This is a genomic window from Bartonella sp. MR168JLCBS (genome assembly GCF_042194175.1).
The window spans coordinates 310-578 of the sequence record NZ_JBHIMP010000566.1 but is presented as its reverse complement, the minus strand read 5'-3'; the positions used below and the strand labels follow the sequence as shown (position 1 = coordinate 578).

General features: G+C 37.5%; 1 protein-coding gene. It reads right to left on the bottom strand.

All coding sequences use genetic code 11. The features are described from left to right. A partial coding sequence (zapE, locus tag ACFIK8_RS12710; protein ID WP_375669630.1) for an AFG1/ZapE family ATPase occupies window positions 1–269 on the bottom strand: 269 nt, incomplete at both ends.

Genomic DNA, 269 nt, shown 5'->3' with positions numbered 1-269 from the left:
AAAAAGAGTTCTCGATTTAAACCGTTATAATAAAGATTATCGGGAGCAACATTTGAAGTTGCAACAAAGAAAACCCCTTGATCAAATAAAGCAGAAACAAGGCGCCCTAATACCATGGCATCAGCAATATCTGTTACGCTAAATTCATCAAAACAAAGCACCTGCGCTTCTTGTGCAAAATCTTCAGCAACTGCTAAAATAGGACTCTTTTGTCCGGCTTTTACCGCTTTTAATGTTTGACGATAAATATTAATGCGCTCATGCACATC